Origin of the sequence: Micromonospora sp. H33 (assembly GCF_052068455.1) — a bacterium.
In the GTDB taxonomy this organism is placed as follows: domain Bacteria; phylum Actinomycetota; class Actinomycetes; order Mycobacteriales; family Micromonosporaceae; genus Micromonospora.
In genome coordinates, this window is record NZ_JBQHDE010000002.1 from 201,912 (window position 1) to 222,040 (window position 20,129).

Here is a 20,129-nt window from a genome sequence, read left to right on the forward strand (position 1 = left end):
AAGTGACAGACGGTGTCGGCGTGATCACGGCCCAATCCGACAAAAAGGGATAATAGTCGCTCTAATCACGCACGTGTTGGTTACCACTCAACCGACCCGCAGACCCCCGGAGCCGCACCGGGCTCGATCTGCAACGTCGCGTGCTCGATGCGGAACTCATCCCGCAGGGCGGTCCGTGCGGCGGCGAGGACCGCGCCGACCTCGGCGCCGGGCGCCATGGTGAGGTGCGCGGAGGCCACCTCCATCCCCGAGGTGAGCGTCCAGACGTGCAGGTCGTGCACCTCGGCGACACCCGGGACGGCGACCAGCCGGTCGTGCACGGCGGTGACCTGGAGGTGTTCCGGGGCGGCCTGGACGAGGATGCGCAGCGCGGCCCGCCCGAGCCGCCAGGTGCGCGGCAGGATGAACACGCCGATGGCGACCGCGACCAGCGGGTCGGCCCACCACCAGTCGGTGGCCGCGATGAGCAGGGCGGCCCCGATCACGCCGAGCGACCCGAGCAGGTCGCCCAACACCTCCAGGTAGGCGCCCTGCACGTTGATGCTCTCCCGGGCCCCGGACCGCAGCAGGGCGAAGGCGCCCAGGTTGGCGAGCAGGCCGAGGACGGCCACCGCGAGCATCGGACCGGTCCGCACCTCCGGCGGGTCGCCGAAGCGCCGGACGGCTTCCACCACCACGTAGATCGCGACGCCGGAGAGCAGCACGGCGTTGGCGAGCGCGGCCAGCACCTCCAGCCGGTAGAGGCCGAAGGTCCGCTGAGGGTCGCCGCTTCTCCGGCGGGTGGCGGTGAGCGCGGCGAGGGCCATGCCGATGCCGAGCACGTCGGTGAACATGTGCCCGGCGTCGCTGAGCAGGGCCAGCGAGCCGGTGCGGAACGCCGCCACGGCCTCCACCACCATCAGGGTGGCGAGCAGGGCGAAGGCCGCCCAGAGGCGTCCCCGGTGCCGCTGCGCCGCGTTCGCGACCGACCCGTGGTGGTGGTCATGACCTGCGCCCACGCGGACACCTTCCGTCACCCGTCCGGACCCGCGTCCAATCTATGCTCACATCGCTATGTATGCAACTGAGGGTCGGGCGCCCGACTCTCAGCCGATCGGGTCGACCGTGGTGAGCCGCTGCGTGGCCCGGGACAGCGCCACGTACAGGGTCCGTACACCCGACCCGGGGTCGGCCCGGATCTCGCCCGGAGCGACCAGCACGACGCCGTCGTACTCCATGCCCTTGGCCTCCAGGCTGGTCACCACCTGCAGGCGCGGAGCGCCGAGCCCGCCCAGCCACCCGGCGACCTCGTCCCGACGCGGCACCGGCGTGATCACGCCGACCGTCCCCTCGACCTCGGCGACCAAGGCACTGGCCGCCTCCACCACCGAGGTCTCCAGCTCGGCCGGCGGCACGACCAGCTCCACCGGGTCGACGCCGGTGGAACGGACGGCGGTCGGCAGCGGCAGGTCGGGGTCGAGCCGCCGGATCTCCGCTGCCGCCACCGCGAAGATCTCCGCCGAGTTGCGGTAGTTGGTGGTGAGCGTGAAGTGGTGCCGGCGGCGGCGGCCGAGGGCCTGGTCACGGGCCCGGACCAGCTCGTCCGGGTCGCCGGTCCACGCCGTCTGCGCCGGGTCGCCGACCACCGTCCACGACGCGAGCCGCCCGCGCCGGCCGATCATGCGCCACTGCATCGGCGAGACGTCCTGCGACTCGTCGACCACGACATGGGCGTACTCGCGGTAGTCCTCGGGGCGCTCACGGGCCGCCTCCCGGGCGGCGCGCTGCCGGTCGGCGAACGTGGTCAGCTCGCGCACCCCGCCCGCGAGCTGGAACGGGTCCCGCTTCGGCCGTGCCGGCTTCATCGGCTTGCCGAGTAGGGCGTCCAGCTCGTCCAGCAGGGCGATGTCGGCGATGGTCAGCCCCTGGGAGTCCAGGGTCCGGTACGCCTCGGTGAGCAGGCGGATCTCCCGGCCGGAGAGCACCCCGCCCGCGTACCGCCGCAGCCGGTCGGGGCGGGCCAGCCAGCCGAGCACGTGGCGCGGGTGCAGCCGGGGCCACCACGCCTTGAGGAACTCGCGGAACTCCGGCCGCTCGGCGATCTCGGCCTCGAACGCGCGCTGCTCCGGCAGGCGCGGGATGCCCAGCCGCCGGGCCTGCGCCCAGAGCGCGGCGAACACGCCGTCGAAGCCGGCCCGGCGGACCTCGTTGCGCCGCGCGCCGCGCGGCAGCGCCCGGTCCCGGATCGCGTCCAGTTCGCGGCGGTCGATCCGCAGCAGCTCACCCCGGTAGAGCAGCCGCAGCTCGCCGGGGCCGCCCGGCACCGCGTCGCGGGCGGCCCGCTCCAGCACCCGCCGCATCCGCAGCGAGCCCTTCACCGCCGCCACCTCCGGCGGGTCGGTGCGGGTCGCACGCATCCCGGGGAAGAGAGCGCCGAGCGAGGCCAGCGTGGCGGTGTCCTCGCCCAGCGAGGGCAGCACCGAGGCGATGTACTCGACGAAGACCGCCGACGGCCCGACCACCAGGATGCCGCCGCCGGCGTACCGGCTGCGGTCGGCGTAGAGCAGGTACGCGGCGCGGTGCAGGGCGACCGCCGTCTTGCCGGTCCCCGGACCGCCCGAGACGATCGTGACGCCCGAACCGGGGGAGCGGATCGCCTCGTCCTGCTCCCGCTGGATGGTGGCGACGATGTCCCGCATGCCCCGCCCGGTCGCCTTCGACAGGGTGGCCAGCAGGGCGCCGTCGCCCACCACCGTCATGTCCGGCGGAGCGGCGGCCGGGTCGAGCAGGTCGTCCTCGATGCGGGTGACCCGTTCCCCGCTGGACTGGATCATGCGTCGGCGGACGACGTCGAGCGGCTGCGCCGGGGTGGCCCGGTAGAAGGGGGCGGCGGCCGGGGCGCGCCAGTCCACCACCAGGGTGGCGGCGTTCTCGTCGCGGATGCCGAGCCGGCCGACGTGCAGCACCTGCCGGTCGCGCAGGTCGAGCCGGCCGAAGACCAGCCCCTCGTGCTCGGCGTCGAACAGGTGCCGGCGCTGCGCCGCGTGGAACACCATCGCGTCCCGCTCCACCAGGGCACCGAAGTTGCCGACCCGGGCCAGCCGGTAGCCCTCCTTCTCCGCGCGGACCGCCGACCGGCGCAGCTCGGCCAGGCGCGCGTACACCCGGTCGAGGTGCCGTTGCTCGACGGCGATCTCCTGCTCCAGCGCGGTCTGGTCGGTCAACGCTCGCTCCTCCTGACGTCGGCGGCGAGGGTGGCGCGGTACGCGCGGCCGTACGCCGGCCAACCGCACGAGGGTACGGCCCCGGCGCCACGCCCCGCGCCGGAGGTGTGCGGACGCGCCAGGACCTATCCGACGAGCTCCGCCGACGCGGCCGGGCGCTCGAGCACCCGGCGCAGCACTCCGGCCAGGGCGGCGTTCACCTCGTCGGGGCGCTCCATCATCAGCATGTGCCCCGCGCCCGGGCACACGGTCAGCTCGGTCGCCGGCAGCGCGGCCGCGATCGACTCGGCGCACGGCGGAGGGGTCAACCGGTCCCGGTCCCCGACCAGCGCGGCGGCCGGCAGGCGGGCCAGCGCGGCGAGGGTCTCCAGTCGGCGCTGCGCCCCGATCGACGCCCGGAAACCGCCGATCGAGCGCAACGACGCGCGGGCGACGGCGGAGGTGACCAGGCGGATGTCGCTCGGGTCGCAGTGGTCCCCGAAGAGCATCCAGCGGATGCTGGGCCGCAGGGCGCGCAGCAGCGCCCGCGGCGGACGCCAGGACCCGCACCGGGCCAGGACGCCGGCCCCGGTGGTCTCGGCGAGTCGGATCAACCGGGCGATACGGGGCGAGAGACCGTAGACGGTGTGCGTGTGCCCCTCGGCGGTGGTGGAGACGAAGAGCAGCCCGGCGACGCGGGCGGCGAAGTGCGTGGGGTGGCGGTGCGCGTACTCCATGATCGTCATGCCGCCCATCGAGTGACCGGCCAGCACGACCCGCCCGGCCGGGACCACCGCGTCGAGCACCGCGGCGAGGTCGTCGCCGAGCTGAGCCAGGGTGGCGGTCGGCAGCGCCATGCAGCTGGAGCGGCCGTGCCCCCGGGCGTCGTAGGTCACCACGCGCACCGCGCCGCCGAAGCGTTCCCGCAGGTCCGCGAGTTGCCGGTGCCAGGCGCGCCCGTCCAGCGTCCAGCCGTGCAGCAGCACCGCCGTCACCTCGGCGTCGGCCGGGCCGTCGATCTCCACGTGCAGGCGGACGTCGTCGGGCAGCTGTACCTCGCGTACCTCCGGCATCGCCACCTCCCCGGGGCCGCACCAAACCGTCACACCGGGGATACCCGGTGGTAACACCGGCTACCCGTCATGACACCACGCCAACCGCGCCGGTGAGAAGATTCGCAACCCCGCCCGCGGACCGCCGCGGACCGGTCAGGCTGACGGACATGGCACCAGCGCCGGACGAACCCGGTCGCCCCGCCGGGGGCACGCCACGCGCCGCGCTGGCCGAGCTGCTGGCCGGCAACCGACGGTTCGTGAGCGGGCAGCCGATCCACGGCCACGACGTCACCGCCGCCGCCGCGGCCGCGTCCGGTGACCAGCAGCCGTACGCCGTCGTGCTCGGCTGCATCGACTCACGGGTGCCGCTGGAGGCGATCTTCGACCAGACCTTCGGCTCGATCTGCGTGATCCGGACCGGCGGGCACGTGCTGGACCGGGCCGTGCTCGGCTCGATCGAGTTCGTGGTCGGGCAGCTCGGCGTACCGCTGGTCATGGTGCTCGGCCACGAGCGGTGCGGCGCGGTCGCCGCGGCGGTGGACGCGCTGCGCGCCGGTGAGCGGCCCGGTGGGTCGCTCACGCACCTGGTCGACCAGATCGCGCCCGCGGTCACCGAGGTCGGCCTGGCCGACCCGCGGGTCGGCCCGCTCGCGACCCGGCGGCACGTGCTGCGGACGGTGGCCGCGCTGCGCGCCGACGACCTGCTCGCCGCGCCGGTCGCCGCCGGCCGCGTCGGCGTGGTCGGCGCCCTCTACGACCTGGCCACCGGCACCGTCACCCTGCTCGAGGGGTAGGAACGGGCCCCTCGTCGACGCCTGCGGTAGAGGAAGGGGCCGTCTCCCGCCGGGCGGCACAGACGCGGAACCGCCCGCCGGGACGTGTCCCGACGGGCGGTTCCGATGGTGCGTGGAGGGGCTCAGCCCTCGAAGACGCCGGCCTCGACGAGGCGCTTCTCGGTGGCGTCCCAGCCGTCACCCGGGTGGGCGGCGTTGAGCGCGGTCAGCTCGGCGCGGATCTTGGCGGCGTGACCGGCGGCGGCCAGCACCCGGATCTCCTCGACGAAGGCCTCGGAGTCGGTGCGCAGGTGCACGGTCTTGCCGTTGGTCAGGTTCCGCACGTAGGCGTGCTTGCCGCCGTTCAGCGGGATCACGTACTTGAACTCGCCCAGCACGCTGAGGGCGCCACCCTGGCCAGCCTGGCCGGCCCGGACTGACGCGCGCGCGGTCTTAGAGGTGTTGCTCGCCACGGAGGTACTCCTTGCAAGACGTACGGGAGGACGCGGTTGACGTCCGGGGGCTGGGTGCGGGCTTCACCCGGTGGGTGGACCCGCGGAAGATGTTCGCGGCACAGGCCGCCGATGGAACTGTACACGACCACGATGCCTGGCTGGTCACCGCGTCGAGGGGGTCAACCACGGTCACCCGACCGGCTATTCCACCGGCGAAACGGCGGCGAATTTTCCGATTCCCTGGCGCACCATCCGTCACACGAGTCATCATGTGTTCCAGAAGCCACCCGGCTGGCCGAGGTCGTAGGGGAAGACGCACCTCGCTCTCCGGGAGGTCACCGTGCCAACGCGTGGCGTCGTATACGTCCACTCGACCCCGCTCGCCGTGTGCTCGCACGTCGAGTGGGCGATCGCGCGCGTCCTCGCCGCGCCGGTCAACCTGCAGTGGACGGCTCAGCCCGTCGACCCCGGCGCCCGCCGGGCGGAGTGCGGGTGGACCGGTCGTCCGGGGACGGGCGCCGAGCTGGCTGCTGCCCTCCGGCAGTGGCCCATGATCCGTTTCGAGGTCACCGAGGAGCCGAGTCCCGGCGCCGACGGGGAGCGTTTCATGTACGTGCCGGGCCGGGGCCTGTTCCGGGCCACCGTCGGCGCGGCCGGCGACATCCAGCTCGGCGAGGACCGGCTGCGCAGCATCATGGCGGGCGCCCGGGCGCCGGAGGCCCTCGCGCACGCGCTCGACAAGGCGCTCGGCACCGCCTGGGACGCCGAACTCGAGCCGTACCGCTACGCCGGTGACGGCGCCCCGGTGACCCTGCTCACCCGCGTGGGCTGATCCCCGCGCGGATCCGGTCACCGGGCCGTCACGGAACCGTGGTCGCCCGGTCGGCGCGCGTAGGGTCGGGTTGCCCCGATTAGCGTCGAACTGGTGGGATGGCTCGCGTGTCGACAACTCCGCGCCGCGGCGGCGTCGCGCTCGCCGCACTGACCGCACTGCTCGTGTCCGGCTGCGCCAGCACCCGGGAGGCCGCGCCCCCGGCACCGGCGGCGAGCAGCCCGTCGGCGGCACCGTCGACCGCCGTTCCGGTCCCGGCCGGCGACCCGGCCAGCCGCGCCGCCGCCCTGGCCGGCTCGCTGGCCGACGAGAACCTCGTCGGCCAGGTGCTCATGCCGTACGCCTACGGCGACGCGGCGGCCCACGTCTCGCCCGGGTCGGCCGCCGGCAACCGGGCCCTCGCCGGCGTCGACACCCCCGCCGAAATGATCGAGAAGTACCGCCTCGGCGGGCTGATCCTGGTCGGCTTCAGCGCCGACGACCCCACCAAGGGCAACCAGGAGACCACCAACGTCGACAACCCGAAGCAGGTCCGCGCGCTGACCACCGGGCTGCGGGAGGCCGCCGGCCGACTGCCCGCCGGCTCGGCGCCGTTCCTCATCGGCACCGACCAGGAGCACGGGGTGGTCACCCGGATCACCGACGGCGTCACGCTGCTGCCCAGCGCGCTCGCCGCCGGCGCGGCGGGCCGGCCGGAGCTGACCGAGGCCGCGTGGCGGGCCGCCGGCACCGAACTCGCCGCGATGGGCATAAACGTCGACTTCGCCCCGGTCGCCGACGTCCTCGCCACCCGCAGCACCGTCATCGGCTCCCGCTCGTACGGCGCCGACCCGAAGGCGGCGGGGACACAGGTCGCCGGCGCCGTCCGGGGCCTCCAGGCTGCGGGGGTCGCGGCCACCGTCAAGCACTTCCCGGGCCACGGCCACAGCGCCACCGACTCCCACAATGACCTGCCGGTGCTGGAACAGCCGCGCACGGCGCTGGAGGCCGGTGCGTGGGTGCCGTTCCGGGCCGGCGTCGACGCGGGCGCCCTCGCGGTGATGTCCGGTCACCTCGACGTGCGGGCGGTCGACCCGGGCACCCCGGCGACGTTCTCGCACAAGCTGCTCACCGGGGTGCTCCGGGGCCAGCTCGGCTTCCGCGGGGTGGTGGTCACCGACGGGATGAACATGGCACCGGCGAAGCGCTGGTCGCCGGGGGAGGCCGCGGTCCGCGCCCTGAAGGCCGGCAACGACCTCATCCTCATGCCGCCGAACGTCGGGCAGGCGTACGCCGGGCTGCTCGCCGCCCTGCGGGACGGCTCGCTGCCCCGCGCCCGGCTGGTCGAGGCGGCGACCCGGGTGCTGACCATGAAGTTCACCCTCGCGGGCCGGGCCACCCCCGACCTGTCCACGCTCGCCGCGCCGGCCCACCGAGACGCGGCCGGGAAGCTGGCCGCCGCCGCGGTGACCGTGCTGCGCGGACCGTGCGGCACGCCGGTGCGCGGGCCGGTGACGGTGACCTCCTCCGCCGGCCGGGACCACACCCGGGCCGCGTTGACCGAGGCGCTGACCTCGGCCGGGATGCGCGTGGTCCCGAATGGCGGCACGGTCGTCCACCTGGTCGGGTACGGCGACGGCACCGACGACCTGCGCGCCGACGCCGCCGTGACGGTCGCCATGGACACCCCGTACGTGCTGGCGAAGGCCACCTCACCGGCGCTGCTGGCGACGTACTCGTCGAGCCGGGCGTCGATGACCGCCCTCGCCCGGGTGCTGGCCGGCAAGGCCCGGCCCACCGGCCGCTCCCCGGTGCCGGTGCCCGGCCTGCCCGCCACCACCTGTGCCACCTGACCGCCGCTCCCCGGCTGCGGTCAGCACCCCCTCAGCGGGCCGTGCGCAGGGCGGCCACCAGCCACTCCGCCGCCGGCACGGCGGTCGTCCACGCCGGCCAGCCGCCAACCTCCAGCCGCTGGAGGTCGAGTGCCGTCAGCCGGCCTTCGCGAGGCCGCCGACGGCGAGACGGTACGCCGGCAGCACGTCGGTCGGCTCGGCGATCAGGCTCTCGTTGGTGGTGAACAGCAGGGTCCGCCCGTCCGCCTGGACGGCCACCGCCCAGCCGCGACTCTCCTCGTCGAGCAGCTCGCTGCGGCTCAGCCAGGTCGCCTCGACCCCGGCGAAGCCGCCGGCGGTGACGTCGCGGAACTTCGGGTCGACGGCCGTCTCGACCGAAGTGTCGGCGAGGTAGGCGTCCAGCGCGGCGCGGGGCGCGACGCCGGCCTGGTCGGCGGTCCACACCCGCAGGAAACCCCCGCCCCGGCGGCGGCCGTCCACCTCGCAGCGCATGGTGGCGCCGCCGCGCCTGCCGAGTGCTGCCGCCAGCTCCGCGCCCAGCTCGGCCTCCGGACCGCCGGTCGGGGTGGCCTCGGGCAACTCGATGACCTTGGGCCGCCAGCCCTTGGCGAGCGGGAACGTGACCGGCAGCGGGCATGGCGTACCGGCGGCGCCGACCTCGCCGTCCGCCTCGGCGGCGGTGATCTCGTCGTACCACGGCTCGCCGGTCGCCGCCGGGGTCGGCGAACCGGCGGCGGCCGGGTCATCGTCGCGGCCGCAGCCGGCGGCCAGGGTGAGGGTCAGCGCGGCCAGCAGGGCCGCGGTGGTACGACGTGGCACGATGGCGCTCCCCGTTGTCGATCTTCAGCCGGTACAGCAAACCGGGCGGGGAGCGGGCCGTCAAGGACAATGGGGAAGGGGCCCCCGGGTACGACCCGGGAGCCCCCTTTCGCGCAGACCCGTCTACAGCGGGATGTTGCCGTGGGCGCCGCGGGCGGCCGGGGCGGCGGCGAGCGCCTCGGCGATGCGGCGCCGGGTCTCGGCCGGCTTGATGACGTCGTCGACCACGCCAATCTCCAGCGCCCGGTTCACGCCGCCGGCGACGCGGATCTGCTCCTCAATCAGCTGCGCGCGCAGCGTCTCGCGCTCCTCGACGGGGGCGGCGGCCAGCTTCTTGCGGTGCAGGATGTTCACCGCGGCGCTGGCGCCCATCACCGCGACCTCCGCGTTCGGCCAGGCGAAGACCGCGGTCGCGCCCAGGGAACGGGAGTTCATCGCGATGTACGCACCGCCGTACGCCTTGCGGGTCACCAACGTCACCCGCGGCACCACGGCCTCGGCGAAGGCGTGCAGCAGCTTCGCGCCACGCCGGACCACGCCGTCCCACTCCTGGCCCAGGCCGGGCAGGTAGCCGGGCACGTCGACCAGCACGATCAGCGGCACGCCGAGCGAGTCGCACATCCGCACGAACCGGGCCGCCTTCTCGGCGCTGGACGCGTCGAGGCAGCCGCCCAGGCGCAGCGGGTTGTTGGCGATCACGCCGACCGTCCGGCCGGCGAACCGGCCGAGCGTGGTGACGATGTTCGGCGCCCACTTGGCGTGCAGCTCCACGCCCGGGGCGTCGAGCAGTGCCTTCACGACGGGCTTGACGTCGTACGCCCGATTGGTCTCGGCCGGCATCTTCGCGGCCAGGTCGTGGCCGTCCTCGCCGGAGGCGGGCACGTCGTCCGGCGAGAGCCGGCCCTGGTGGCCCAGCAGCGCGGCGAGCTTGCGCGACTCGGCCAGCGCCTCCTCGTCGTCCTTGCACGTCACGTGCACGACGCCGGAGCGCCGGCCGTGCGGCTCGGGGCCGCCGAGGCGCTCCATGTCGACCTGCTCGCCGGTGACGCTGCGGACCACCTCCGGGCCGGTGACGAAGATCCGCCCGGCGCCGCTCATCACCACGATGTCGGTCAGCGCCGGCCCGTACGCGGCGCCACCGGCGGCCGGACCGAGCACCACGGAGATCTGCGGCACCCGGCCGGAGGCCCGGACCATGGCGGCGAAGACCTGGCCGACCGCGTCGAGCGCGACCACGCCCTCGGCCAGCCGGGCACCGCCGGAGTGCCAGAGCCCGAGCACCGGCACCCGCTCCCGGACGGCGGTGTCGATCGCGTCGACGATGTGCCGGCACCCGTCGGTGCCCATCGCGCCGCCCATCTTCGTGGCGTCGGTGGCGTACGCGATGGCGGGTGTGCCCTCGACCTCGCCCCGCGCCCAGAGCACACCGGAGGTGTCCCGGGGTGCCAGCAGGCGCAGCGTGCCCGCGTCGAACAGGGCCCGGAGCCGCAGCTCCGGATCCCGGTAGTCCACGGTGGACGTCTCCGAGCCGACAACAGTGGTGGTCACTTGAGCCTCCAAGGCTGTGGTCTCAGGCCCGCGTGAAGACGAGAGCCACGTTGTGCCCGCCGAAGCCGAACGAGTTGTTCAGTGCGGCGGGAATCTCCATGTGGCGCGCCTTGTTGGCGGCCACGTCCAGGTCGAGACCGTCGTCCGGGTCGTCCAGGTTGATCGTCGGCGGCACGACGCCGTCGCGGATCGCCAGGATCGTGGCGATCGACTCCAGCGCGCCGGCCGCGCCGAGCAGGTGCCCGGACATCGACTTCGTCGCGGTCAGCACCGGGTGGTCACCCAGCGCCTGGTGCAGTGCCTTGATCTCGGCCAGGTCGCCGACCGGGGTCGACGTGGCGTGGGCGTTGACGTGCACGATGTCGCGCTTGGCGATGTCCGCGTCGGCGATCGCCTTCGCGATGGCCCGGATCGCGCCGGCCCCGTCGGGGTGCGGCTGGACGATGTCGTAGCCGTCGGAGGTGATGCCGGCGCCGGCGAGCCGCGCGTACACCCGGGCGCCCCGGGCGGCGGCGTGCTCGGCGCGCTCCAGCACGAGGACGGCGGCGCCCTCGCCGAGCACGAAGCCGTCGCGGCCCTTGTCCCACGGGCGGGAGGCCCGCTCCGGGTCGTCGTTGCGGGTCGACATCGCCCGCATCGAGGAGAAGCCGGCGATCGGCAGCGGGTGGATGACCGCCTCGGTGCCGCCGGCCACCACCACGTCGGCGCGACCGGCACGGATCATGTCCATGCCGAGGGCGATCGCCTCCGCGCCGGTGGCGCAGGCGCTGGCCACGGAGTGCACGCCCGCGCGGGCGCCCAGCTCCAGGCCGACCCACGCGGCCGGGCCGTTCGGCATCAGCATCGGGATGGTGTGCGGGGAGACCCGCCGCGGACCGGACGCCTCGAGGACGTCGTCCTGGGCGAGCAGGGTCAGCGCGCCGCCGATGCCCGAGCCGACGCTCACGCCGAGCCGTTCCGGGTCGGGCCCGGAGTCGGCCAGGCCGGCGTCCGCCCAGGCCTGCTGCGCGGCGATGATCGCGATCGCCTCGGAACGGTCCAGCCGGCGCAGCTTCACCCGGTCCAGCAGGCCGGCCGGATCGACCGCGAGCTGGGCGGCGATCCGGACCGGCAGCTGCTCGGCCCACTCCTGGGTGAGGGCACTCACCCCGGAGCGGCCGCTGAGCATGGCGTCCCAGGTCGACGCGACGTCCCCGCCCAGCGGGGTGGTCGCGCCGAGCCCGGTGACGACGACGTCGGTGTGTGCCATGGTCAGGACTGCGCCTCGATGTAGCTGACGGCGTCCCCGACGGTCTTCAGGTTCTGCACCTCGTTGTCCGGGATCTTGACGCCGAACTTCTCCTCGGCGGCCACCACGACCTCCACCATCGACAGCGAGTCGACGTCCAGGTCGTCGGTGAAGGACTTCCCCTCGGCCACGTCGTCCGGGTTCACCCCGGCAACCTCTTCGAGGATCTCGGCGAGGCCGGCGGTGATCTCGTCACGGGTCATTGCGGTTGGTTCCTCTCATCGGGGGTTGCTTCGCCGCGGGCGGCGAAGGCGGCGCGGCGGGACCGCGCCGGGTCTTCAGGGGCAGCGGACGACCTGACCGGCGTAGGTCAGGCCGCCGCCGAAGCCGAACAGCAGCACCGGGGCGCCGGAGGGCACCTCCCGCCGCTCGACCAGCTTCGACAGGGCCAGCGGGACGCTCGCCGCCGAGGTGTTGCCCGACTCGACGATGTCCTTGGCGATGATCGCGTCGGGGATTCCGAGGCGCTTGACGATGCCGTCGATGATCCGGGCGTTGGCCTGGTGCGGCACGAACGCGGCCAGCTCCGACGGGTCGACCCCGGCCCGCTCGCAGGCCTGGAGCGCCAGCGGCGCCAGCGCGGTGGTGGCCCAGCGGAAGACCGCCTGCCCCTCCTGCTGGATGTACGGGCGCCAGCCCTCGATGCGGACCGCGTCGCCCCGCTCGGGCACCGAGCCCCAGACCACCGGGCCGACACCCACCGGCTCGTCCGCACCGGTGGCGGTGACCACCGCGGCACCGGCACCGTCACCGAAGATGATGCAGGTCGAGCGGTCCGTCCAGTCGGTGAAGTCCGAGAGCTTCTCCGCGCCGATGACGATCGCGTTGCGCGAGGCGCCGGCCCGGATGGCGTGGTCGACGGTGCCCAGGGCGTACGCGAAGCCCGAGCAGGCGGTGTTGATGTCGTACGCGCCCGGCGCGGTGATGCCGAGCTTGGCGGCGACCCGGCAGGCGACGTTCGGGCTGCGGTCGACCGAGGTGCAGGTGGCCACGACGACGAGGTCGATGTCGGCGGCGGTCAGGCCGGAGCTGGCCAGCGCCTTGCCCGCCGCGGCGGCGGCCATGTCGGCCACCGTCTCACCGTCGGCGATCCGCCGGGTGACGATGCCCACCCGGTCGCGGATCCACTCGTCGCTGGTCTCCACCAGCTGAGCGATCTCGTCGTTGGTCACCACACGCGACGGCTGGTAGTGGCCGAGCGCGACGATCCGGCTGCCCGTCATCGAAGCTGTCCTTCCCTGCGTGGCCGCGCCGTGCGCGGTGTCGTCGGGCTCATGCGTGGCCGCCGATGCGCGCGAGCGGCTGCCCCGGGGCGACCGGGTCGTCGTGGTTCGCCAGCCATTCGGTGAGCAGGCCGTTGTCGTGCGCGGTCACCTCGACCGCGCCCTGGCGGGTGGTGATGTGGCCGATGACCTGGCCGGTGCGCAGGTCGGCGCCCTCGGCCAGCTCCTCGGCGGGGGCGAACGTGCCGGCCGCGGGGGAGACCACCACCCGGAACTGGATCACCGGCTCGTGGCCGCCGAGCCCGCTGTGCCGGGCGATCAGGTCCCGCGCGGCGGGCAGGTCGTCCGGGGTGTTCAGGGTGACGATCTCCGGGGCGGCGTTGCCCTTCAGCTCCCGCTTGACCAGGCCGGCGAGGGTGCCGGCCGGCGGCAGCTCGATCACGCCGGTCACGCCGAGGTCGGCCAGCGTCCGCATGCACAGGTCCCAGCGGACCGGGGCGGTGACCTGGCGGACCAGCCGCTGCACCATCTCCCGGCCGTGGTTCAGGGCCGAGCCGTCCAGGTTCGACAGCAGGATGCGGGCCGGGTCGGTCGGCGTGATCCCGGCCGCCACCGCCGCCAGCGCCGCCTCCGCCGGGGCCATGTACGGCGTGTGGAACGCCCCGGCCACCTGGAGCCGGATGATCCGGGTGCGGGCCGGCGGCTCGGCGGCCAGCTTGTCCAGCCCGTCCAGCGCGCCGGCGGCGACGATCTGGCCCGTGCCGTTCCGGTTGGCGGGGTGCAGCCCGTGCGCGGCGATCGCGGCGAGCACCTCGTCCGGGTCGCCGCCCAGCACGGCGGCCATTCCGGTCGGCTCCAGCGCGCAGGCGGCGGCCATCTCGCGGCCCCGGACGCCGGCCAGGGTGATCGCGGCCTCCGGCGGGAGCACCCCGGCGAGCGCCGCCGCACCCAGCTCACCGACGCTGTGGCCGGCGGTCAGGGCGACGTCGTACATCGGCAGGTGCTCGGCGGCGAGCAGCGCCGCCGCGACCAGCAGCGGCTGGGTGCGGGCGGTGTCCTTGATCTCGTCGGCGTCGGCGGCCGTGCCGAGGTGGACCAGGTCGACCCCGGCGAGCGCGGACCACCAGCGCAACCGCGCCTCGGTGCCGGGCAGATCGAGCCAGGGGGTCAGGAAGCCGGGTTTCTGCGAACCCTGGCCGGGGGAGAGTACGGCGAGCACGTCTATGACTCTCCCGGATACGCGCGGGTAGCGCTGTGCTGCCCCCGACCAAACCGCACTAGGACCTTTGGAGGGATCCTACAAAGATCGGCCGTGATCATCACCCGTCTGTGAGGTTTTCCTCACGCCTGGGGCCATTGTCTGGGTCGGGACCACGGTGACCACCGGGTCGAGACGGCCGACGGTGAGCGCCACCTGGAGCGCGTACGCGTCCCGCGCCGAGAGCGGCGAGAACCCGGTGACCTCGGAGACCCGGCGCAACCGGTAGCGCACCGTGTTCGGGTGCACGAACAGCGCCCGGGCGGCGCTCTCCAGCGTGCCACCGGCGGCGAAGAAGGCGTCCAGCGTCTCCAGCAGCTCGCCGCCCGAGCGGGCCAGCGTCGCGTACACGTCGTGCCGCAGCCGCCGGCGGGCCTCCGCGTCCCCGGCCAGTGCCCGTTCGGGCAGCAGGTCGGCGGCGGGCACCGGCCGTGGCGCGGCCGGCCAGGCCGGCGCGGCCCGGAACCCGGCGAGGGCAGCCCGGGCCGACTCGGTGGCCTCGTCCAGGCTCGGCACGGCCGGACCGACCACGACCGGCCCCTCCCCGAACGCGTCGAGCAGCTTGCCGGTGGCGGCCACCGGGTCGGCCGCCCCACCGAGCACGATGACCAGCCGGTCCCCGTGGACGCCGCCGATCACCTCCGCGCCGATCCGCCGGGCCTGCCGGTAGACGGTGTGCAGCACCGCGGCGACCTCGCCGCCGGGGGAGCGGCCCACGGCCACCGCCACCGGCGGGGCGTCCGTCCAGCCCAGGGCGGCGGCCCGACTGGCCAGCACGTCCGGCGAGTCGCCGCGCAGCAGCGCGTCCACGAGCAGCGCCTGGAGCCGGGCGTCCCAGGAGCCGCGGGACTCGGCGGCGCGCGCGTACACCCGCGCGGCGGCGAAGGCGATCTCCCGGGAGAAGCGCAGCACCGCCTCCCGCAGCTGCGGCTCCTCGCCCGGGGCGGCCAGGTGCGGGACCTGCTCCTCCACCACGTCGATGGTGACCTTGATGAGGGCCACGGTCTGCTGGAGGCTGATCGAGCGGGCCAGGGCCTGCGGCGCGGTGGCGAAGACCTCGTCGGAGACCTCCTGCGTGCTGTCGGCGGCCCCGCCGCCGGAGCGCAGCCACTGCACCAGCGAGCGCGCGCCGGCCTGGGCCACCAGCATGACCCACGAGCGCTGGTCGGCCGGGAGCGCGCGGAACCACGGCAGGGTCTCGTCCATCCGCGCCACGCTGGCGGTGGCCAACGCCCCGGCCTTCCGCTCGATGCGGCGGAGGGTGGCCGTCAGCTCGGTGTCCGGCTCGCTCACCGTCCCAGCCTGACACGCCGTGACCTGCGCCGCCGTACGGGGGCGGTCCCGCGCGCCCGGGGCCCCGGCCCCGGCGGTCGCCGTCCGGCCGCGGAGGACGATCTTCCCCCGCCGCCCGCACCGCTGAACTGGGGTACGTGCCGCGCAGCTCGTCAGGCCCGGCCAGTACGGTGACAGGGCACGCCGGGCCGTCACCGGCGCGCGACGGCGAGCGTGAGGAGACCGGGATGGCGCACGGGGAGGCCGACCACGGCTGCGCCCAGGGCGAGCCCTGCCGGCCGGGCCACCACGAGCCGCCGGCGGCCAAGCACCACCGGAGGGCGATCGGCGGGGTGCCGGCCCACCCGGGCGAGGCGCCCACCGGGCGCCTGCCCGAGCGTGCCGAGGACGAGGTCGCGGTGCCGCGGCAGCGGTCAGCGGAGCCGGTCCCGGCGGCCGACGACGCGACCCCCGGCTGCCGCAGTGACCTGCCGGGCTGGGCGGGCGCGCACCGGCACGGCCCGGTCCGCCCCCGGCAGCGGGCCACCCGCCGGGAGCGACCGCCACGCCGTTGGTGCTGACCGCAGGGTCGACGTCCGGCCGCTAGCGTGGTGGGTGTGAAGGCGATCGCGATCGACGAGTACGGCTCGGCCGACCTGCTCACCGTGCGGGAGCTGCCCGATCCGCCGGTCGGTCCGGACGTCGTCCTCGTCCGGATGCGGGCCGCCGGGGTGAACCCGGTGGACTGGAAGGTCCGCGAGGGCTACCTGGCCGGTGCCTTCCCCAGCCACTTCCCGCTGGTGCCCGGCTGGGACGCGGCCGGCGTGGTGGCGGCAGTGGGTCCGGCGGTGACCGGCTTCGCGGTGGGCGACGAGGTCATCGGGTACGTCCGGCGCGACCACATCCAGTACGGCACGTACGCGGAGCTGGTGCCCGCCCCGGAGCGCGCGCTGGCCGACAAGCCCGTGCAGGCGTCCTGGGCCGAGGCCGCCGGCCTGCCACTGGCCGGGCTCACCGCGTACCAGGCGCTGCAACTCGCGCGCACCGGCTCGGGCGACACCGTTCTCGTGCACGGGGCGTCCGGCGGGGTCGGTCACCTCGCCGTGCAGATCGCCCGCGCACTGGGGGCCGACCGGGTCCTCGGCACCGCCGGGCCGGACAACCACGACTTCGTCCGTTCCCTCGGTGCCGAGCCGGTCGCGTACGGGGAGGGCCTGCTGGACCGGGTGCGGGAGCTCGCGCCGGACGGGGTGGACGTGGCGCTCGACCTCTTCGGCGGCGATGCCCTGGACGTGTCGGCCGAGCTGCTCGCCCGGCCGGCCCGGCTGGTCTCGACGGCGGATCCGGAGCACGTGACCCGCCTCGGCGGCAGCTACGTCTTCGTCAAGCCGTCGACTGCGGACCTGAGCGTGCTCGCCGGGCTGGTGGACGCGGGCCGGCTGACCGTCCACGTGGCACGGACGTTCCCCCTCGACCAGGCCGCGGACGCGCACCGCCTGATGGAGACGGGCCACGTCCGTGGCAAGGTGGTCCTGGAGGTCTGAGGGCCCGGTGGGGGGTCTCAGCGGGTCCGGCGGCGGATCAGCAGCGCGATCCCGGCCAGACCGGACGTGATCGTGAGCACGACGGCCACGTTGAGCAGCAGCAGCCGCTGAAGCTCGCCCAGCGCCTCGTCGAGGTCGCGGGCGGGGTTGATGGCGTCCTCCGGAATGACCCGCTCACCGCCGCCGACGCCACCGCTGACGGTGTCGAACTGGCGCTCCAACGGCACGCCGACGGTCCGCAGGGTCTCCGACATGCTGAGCCGGCCGAGGAACCAGCCGGCGGTGGTCCGCCGCGAGTCCGGCTGCTTGGCGGGCCGGTAGACGCGCGGGCCGCCGGCCGCCTTCGGGTACAGGTCGTACGTCTGCTTGGGCGTCTCGCCGGACAGCACCACGATCGTGTACTTCGGACCGAGGTCGGCCTTGCGGGGACCGGTGGTCTGGCCGGTGCGGCCGAGGAAGTTGACCTGGTCGATGATGGCCACCACCTCGGCGGGGTGGCGGTTGGCGCGGAGCCGCAGCGGCTCGGCGAGCCCCTCGCCGGTGATGTCCACGCCCGCGGGCGGCGGCTTCGGCGCCGCCTTCGCCGGGTCGGCCAGTCCGAGTGCCAGCACCCCGGTCGCCAGAGCCCCCGCGACCAGGGCGACCAGTCGCCGTACCCTTCGGACCATCGCCGCCTCCTCGCCCCGTTCGATGGATGGCTTCGCTGCAGGTCACGCATTGCTGGATCGGCGGAGGTGACCGGACGCGCAGGCCGGATGCCCACCCCTAAAGACTCCGCCGGACGGCGATCGGTTGCAGCTTGTGGAACTGTTATTGGAACTATCTGGGATCCCCGACCGACCAACCCACCGGCGGCCGTTGATCAGCGGGCGGATCGTACCTTTCGGGAGGGGCTCATGGGGGGCAGGTTCGCACGTGTGGCGGGTGCCTGGCCAGTGGTGTTCGGCGTGGCGCTCGGTGTGTCGCTGCTGGTGCCGCCGGCGCCGGCCGCCGCGCACAACCAGTTGACCGGCAGTGACCCGCGCGACGGTGCGCGCATCGCCACCGCGCCGGCCCGGATCGAGCTGCGCTTCCTGGCGAAGCCCGACCCGGCCACGACGAAGGTCACCGTCACCGGGCCGGACAATGTGGCGGCGGCCGGCGGCGCGCCGACGTTCTCCGGCACCCGGGTGAGCGTGCCGTTCCAGGCGGGCCGCGCCGGGCTCTACATCGTCGGCTACCAGCTCCAGTCCAGCGACGGGCATCCGGTCTCCGGCGAGGTCCGGTTCACCCTGACCAGCGGCACCCCGGCCGACCCGTCCGCGTCCGTCTCCGGCACCCCGTCGGCACCCGCGTCGGCCGCCCCGGCCGCACCGACCCCGACCGGCTCCGCCGGGGCGGCCGAACCGACGGCCGCCCGGGACAGCGACCGGTCCCCCTGGCTCTGGGCCGGCCTCGGCGCCCTGGCACTGCTGGCCGCCGGCGCGGCCACCCTCGCCTTCCGCCGCCGCCAAACCCGCTAGCCCCCCGGCCCCTCCCGCCCGCGATCTTGCACTTTCTGCCCCGACAAACAGCGGCAAACAAGGGCGAACGGGGGCCGAAAGTGCAAGATCGGCGAGGCTGGGGGTGGAGCGCGGTGTGGGGTAGCGGGGTTAGAACAGGCGGAGGCGGGCGGCGCGCAGGCGGGTGAGCGCGCGGTCGCGGCCCAGCACCTCGAGGGACTCGAAGAGCGGCAGGCCGACGGTGCGGCCGGTGACCGCGACGCGGACCGGCGCCTGGGCCTTGCCCAGCTTGAGGCCGCGCTCCGCGCCGACCGCCTCCAGCGTCGACTTGATCGACTCGGCGTCCCAGGACTCCAGTGCCTCGAAGGCGACGATCGCCGCGTCGAGCAGTTCGGCCGCGCCCTCCTTCATCGCCTTCGCCCAGGCTGCCTCGTCGATCAGCGGCGACTCGAGGAAGAGGAAGTCGACGTTCGGCACGATCTCGCTGAGCACCGCGATCCGGGTCTGCGCCAGCGGTGCGACCGCCGCGAACGCGTCGACGTCGAACTCCTCCGGCTGCCACGGCGGCGGCGCGATGGTGTCGGTGCCGGTCAGCCACGGCTGGCACGCCGCGATGAACTCCGCGAGCGGCAGCGCCCGGATGTACTCGCCGTTGAACGCGCGCAGCTTCTTCTCGTCGAAGAACGCGGGGGAGGGGTTGACCTCCTCCAGCCGGAACTCCTCCTCGATCACCGACCAGGGCACGATCTCGCGGTCGCCGGACGGCGCCCAGCCGAGCAGCATCAGGTAGTTGCGCATCGCGTCGGCCAGGTAGCCCTCCTCGCGGTACGCCTCGAGGGCGACCTTGTCGCGGCGCTTGGAGAGCTTCTGCCGCTTCTCGTTGACCACGACCGGGACGTGCGCCCAGACCGGGGGCTTGACGCCCAGCGCGTCCCAGAGCAGCTGCTGCTTGGGGGTGTTGGGCAGGTGCTCCTCGGCCCGGATCACGTGGGTGATCCCCATGGTCAGGTCGTCGACCACATTGGCGAGCAGGAAGACCGGGGATCCGTCACCGCGGGCGATGACGAAGTCCTCGATGTGCCTGTTCTCGAAGGTGGGCTCACCGCGGATCAGGTCGACCACGACCGTCGCGCCCTCGTCCGGCGTACGGAAGCGCAGGGCCCGTCCCGGGCCGGGCTCCAGGCCCCGGTCCCGGCAGAAGCCGTCGTAGCCGGAGTGCTGCGAGCCGGTCCGCGCCTGCACGGCCTCCCGGGTGCAGTCGCAGTAGTACGCGCGGCCGCTCTCGTGCAGCCGGGTCGCGGCGGCGCGGTGCTCGCCCGCGTACGACGACTGGAAGTAGGGGCCCTCGTAGCTGCCCCGGGCGATGCCGATCCAGTCCAGCGCCGAGAGGATGCCCTCGGTCCACTCCGGCTTGTTGCGCGCCGCGTCGGTGTCCTCGATGCGGAGCACGAACACCCCGCCCTGCTGCTTGGCGAAGATCCAGTTCTGCAGGGCCGAGCGGGCGCCGCCGACGTGGAACATACCGGTCGGGGAGGGGGCGAAGCGTACACGTACCGTCACGTCCCCC

The 20,129-nt window shown here is 74.6% G+C and carries 19 protein-coding genes; 6 read left to right on the forward strand and 13 right to left on the reverse strand.

Annotated features, from left to right (window positions below; translation table 11 throughout):
- Window positions 1-80: 80 nt before the first annotated feature.
- From ACTMS0_RS06510 to ACTMS0_RS06520, 3 genes are all read right to left on the reverse strand, one after another.
- On the reverse strand, window positions 81-998 hold the full coding sequence (locus tag ACTMS0_RS06510) for a cation diffusion facilitator family transporter (protein ID WP_441154190.1): 918 nt from the start codon (window positions 996-998) through the stop codon (window positions 81-83).
- Between the two features lie 87 nt (window positions 999-1,085).
- Window positions 1,086-3,203 carry a HelD family protein gene (locus ACTMS0_RS06515; RefSeq protein ID WP_441154191.1) on the reverse strand — a complete coding sequence of 706 codons (2,118 nt, stop codon included), beginning with the start codon at window positions 3,201-3,203 and terminating at the stop codon, window positions 1,086-1,088.
- A 125-nt stretch (window positions 3,204-3,328) separates the two neighbouring features.
- Window positions 3,329-4,255 carry an alpha/beta fold hydrolase gene (locus ACTMS0_RS06520; RefSeq protein ID WP_441154192.1) on the reverse strand — a complete coding sequence of 309 codons (927 nt, stop codon included), beginning with the start codon at window positions 4,253-4,255 and terminating at the stop codon, window positions 3,329-3,331.
- Between the two features lie 149 nt (window positions 4,256-4,404).
- Between ACTMS0_RS06520 and ACTMS0_RS06525 the strand changes: the two genes are divergently transcribed.
- Entirely contained in the window at window positions 4,405-5,031 is a 627-nt protein-coding gene (locus ACTMS0_RS06525) for a carbonic anhydrase (protein ID WP_441154193.1), read from the forward strand.
- Window positions 5,032-5,153: 122 nt separating this feature from the next.
- Here ACTMS0_RS06525 and ACTMS0_RS06530 read toward each other — a convergent pair whose 3' ends face one another.
- A complete protein-coding gene (locus ACTMS0_RS06530; protein ID WP_441154194.1) occupies window positions 5,154-5,483 on the reverse strand; it encodes a hypothetical protein in 330 nt (109 codons plus the stop codon).
- A 322-nt stretch (window positions 5,484-5,805) separates the two neighbouring features.
- Here ACTMS0_RS06530 and ACTMS0_RS06535 point away from each other — a divergent pair, with 322 nt between their 5' ends.
- On the forward strand, window positions 5,806-6,297 hold the full coding sequence (locus ACTMS0_RS06535; protein ID WP_111133972.1) for a DUF3145 domain-containing protein: 492 nt from the start codon (window positions 5,806-5,808) through the stop codon (window positions 6,295-6,297).
- A gap of 98 nt (window positions 6,298-6,395) precedes the next feature.
- Window positions 6,396-8,129 (forward strand): glycoside hydrolase family 3 protein, encoded by a 1,734-nt coding sequence (locus tag ACTMS0_RS06540; protein WP_441154195.1) that lies wholly within the window; start codon window positions 6,396-6,398, stop codon window positions 8,127-8,129.
- 135 nt (window positions 8,130-8,264) lie between these two features.
- On the opposite strand, the gene ACTMS0_RS06545 is transcribed toward ACTMS0_RS06540, so the two are convergent.
- The 7 genes from ACTMS0_RS06545 to ACTMS0_RS06575 form a co-directional block, all read right to left on the reverse strand.
- Complete coding sequence (locus ACTMS0_RS06545; RefSeq protein ID WP_441154196.1) at window positions 8,265-8,948, reverse strand: lipoprotein; 684 nt, start codon at window positions 8,946-8,948, stop codon at window positions 8,265-8,267.
- Between the two features lie 123 nt (window positions 8,949-9,071).
- Window positions 9,072-10,496 carry an acyl-CoA carboxylase subunit beta gene (locus ACTMS0_RS06550; protein WP_441154197.1) on the reverse strand — a complete coding sequence of 475 codons (1,425 nt, stop codon included), beginning with the start codon at window positions 10,494-10,496 and terminating at the stop codon, window positions 9,072-9,074.
- 22 nt (window positions 10,497-10,518) lie between these two features.
- Window positions 10,519-11,745: a beta-ketoacyl-ACP synthase II gene (gene fabF / locus ACTMS0_RS06555; protein WP_441154198.1), complete on the reverse strand. Its 1,227-nt coding sequence runs from the start codon at window positions 11,743-11,745 to the stop codon at window positions 10,519-10,521.
- Window positions 11,746-11,747: 2 nt separating this feature from the next.
- Complete coding sequence (locus ACTMS0_RS06560) at window positions 11,748-11,987, reverse strand: acyl carrier protein (protein ID WP_007072348.1); 240 nt, start codon at window positions 11,985-11,987, stop codon at window positions 11,748-11,750.
- A gap of 75 nt (window positions 11,988-12,062) precedes the next feature.
- Window positions 12,063-13,007 (reverse strand): beta-ketoacyl-ACP synthase III, encoded by a 945-nt coding sequence (locus tag ACTMS0_RS06565; protein WP_441154199.1) that lies wholly within the window; start codon window positions 13,005-13,007, stop codon window positions 12,063-12,065.
- A 49-nt stretch (window positions 13,008-13,056) separates the two neighbouring features.
- Complete coding sequence (locus tag ACTMS0_RS06570; RefSeq protein ID WP_441154200.1) at window positions 13,057-14,226, reverse strand: acyltransferase domain-containing protein; 1,170 nt, start codon at window positions 14,224-14,226, stop codon at window positions 13,057-13,059.
- 78 nt (window positions 14,227-14,304) lie between these two features.
- Complete coding sequence (locus ACTMS0_RS06575; protein ID WP_441154669.1) at window positions 14,305-15,660, reverse strand: PucR family transcriptional regulator; 1,356 nt, start codon at window positions 15,658-15,660, stop codon at window positions 14,305-14,307.
- A 125-nt stretch (window positions 15,661-15,785) separates the two neighbouring features.
- Here ACTMS0_RS06575 and ACTMS0_RS06580 point away from each other — a divergent pair, with 125 nt between their 5' ends.
- Both ACTMS0_RS06580 and ACTMS0_RS06585 read left to right on the forward strand, forming a co-directional pair.
- Window positions 15,786-16,118, forward strand: coding sequence for a hypothetical protein (locus ACTMS0_RS06580; RefSeq protein WP_441154201.1), 333 nt, complete (start codon window positions 15,786-15,788; stop codon window positions 16,116-16,118).
- A 36-nt stretch (window positions 16,119-16,154) separates the two neighbouring features.
- A complete protein-coding gene (locus ACTMS0_RS06585) occupies window positions 16,155-17,081 on the forward strand; it encodes an NADP-dependent oxidoreductase (RefSeq protein ID WP_441154202.1) in 927 nt (308 codons plus the stop codon).
- Window positions 17,082-17,098: 17 nt separating this feature from the next.
- On the opposite strand, the gene ACTMS0_RS06590 is transcribed toward ACTMS0_RS06585, so the two are convergent.
- Window positions 17,099-17,749 carry a hypothetical protein gene (locus tag ACTMS0_RS06590; protein WP_441154203.1) on the reverse strand — a complete coding sequence of 217 codons (651 nt, stop codon included), beginning with the start codon at window positions 17,747-17,749 and terminating at the stop codon, window positions 17,099-17,101.
- A gap of 279 nt (window positions 17,750-18,028) precedes the next feature.
- On the opposite strand from ACTMS0_RS06590, the gene ACTMS0_RS06595 reads away from it, so the two are divergent.
- Entirely contained in the window at window positions 18,029-18,583 is a 555-nt protein-coding gene (locus ACTMS0_RS06595) for a copper resistance CopC family protein (RefSeq protein WP_441154204.1), read from the forward strand.
- A 129-nt stretch (window positions 18,584-18,712) separates the two neighbouring features.
- Here ACTMS0_RS06595 and gltX read toward each other — a convergent pair whose 3' ends face one another.
- Complete coding sequence (gene gltX, locus ACTMS0_RS06600; protein WP_441154205.1) at window positions 18,713-20,122, reverse strand: glutamate--tRNA ligase; 1,410 nt, start codon at window positions 20,120-20,122, stop codon at window positions 18,713-18,715.
- Window positions 20,123-20,129 lie beyond the last annotated feature (7 nt).